Annotated in this window: 2 protein-coding genes; both read left to right on the plus strand. The window is 32.2% G+C overall.

The window, feature by feature from the left end:
* Nucleotides 1-378 (plus strand): hypothetical protein (locus ACY2RU_RS17515; protein ID WP_490139777.1); only part of this gene is annotated, 378 nt, incomplete at its 5' end.
* Nucleotides 375-1,154: a hypothetical protein gene (locus tag ACY2RU_RS17520; RefSeq protein WP_490139778.1), complete on the plus strand. Its 780-nt coding sequence runs from the start codon at nt 375-377 to the stop codon at nt 1,152-1,154. The genes ACY2RU_RS17515 and ACY2RU_RS17520, both read left to right, overlap by 4 nt.
* Nucleotides 1,155-1,358: the final 204 nt, after the last annotated feature.

Consider the following 1,358-nt stretch of genomic DNA (forward strand, 5'->3'; position numbering starts at 1 on the left):
GGCAATAATTTGAAAAAACTACTCTACATACCAATATTATTGACTTTCATTTTGTTTTTTTCCTGTGGACAAAACTCTGCTGAAAAAATGTTAAATGGAAAATGGTATGAAATTGAAAACGAATATGCTACGTGGGAATTTTATCCTGATAGCCTAATTGTTGGAACAGAAGATAAAAACAAAGTTGAATGGCGAGCAACTGCCTCGAAAATTGAATTTGACTATCCGACTTACTATTGGGATTCACTTGGAAAAATTGTTAACATTATTGACAAAATCGTAATTGACTATGAATTATCTGGTAATAAAGACACTCTAAATGGAATATTAACTAATAGAAACGGAAAACACGAATTCGGACTTCTAAGAACTGAATGAAATCTGAATTAATAAAAACTCTAAAAATATTCTTGGTTCTTATTACGCTCCAAAGTTGTAATTACAATCAAGAGAAAAGTAAACTGATTGGAAATTGGAGTGATCCATATGGCTCAACAGGCCCCCTTGAATTAGAATTCTATTCGGATTCTTTAATAGTAACAGAATTAGGAACGACTTACATTAACTCTTGGGAGGTTGAAGAGCAAAAACTCTATCTTAAGCCCTATCTAGGTTTCGAAAAGTTTGGTTTAAAAGATATAAAATTTGACTATAGTTTGAGTAGCTCTGGAGACTCTCTAATGATGAGCAAAAAATCAGAGAAATCAGCTGATGGCATAGCGACATTTACAGTTTTTAGAATCGAAAATGCTTTTGATTATCTTGAAAGGCAAAATCGAATTTCACTTAAGTTACCTACTAGTGATGATTTGATTTCAGAACCAAATGAATCTATTGGCTTAAATATTTATGTTGGATTTCGAGACAAGAAGTTAATTGTGATATCAGACAATAATAAACTAGACGGTTTAGAAGATCTAAAAATATATTGCTATGATTATCTGTCTTGGAAATCAAAAGAAGGGTCAAATTCTGACTTACATTTTAATTTAGTAATTGATAAAAATGTTCAAGAAAGAGAAATTGATTCCATAAAAACTATAATAAGACAAACAGGCTTTGAGAAATTTTTCAGAATATATACTAACGAAGAAGTGAATTACCAAAAAACAAATTGGCGAGATGAATTAGAATGGTATGGAAAAAGAGAATAAAACTATTGCCAACAACGTATATCGCTAATGGCTAAGTTGGTTCAGAAATTTTAATTCCTACAATTTAAAAACGTATATTTATTTCGGATAACACTCGTAAGCGGCTACGTTTTTTGCTTCCGAGTCTCACGCTGCTCCGCAGCTGCCAACATTTGCTCCGCAAATTTGGTAGAGCAAAAACTAGCCAAGAACCGCCACTAGCGT

This window comes from Ulvibacter sp. 2305UL32-6, assembly GCF_058148545.1.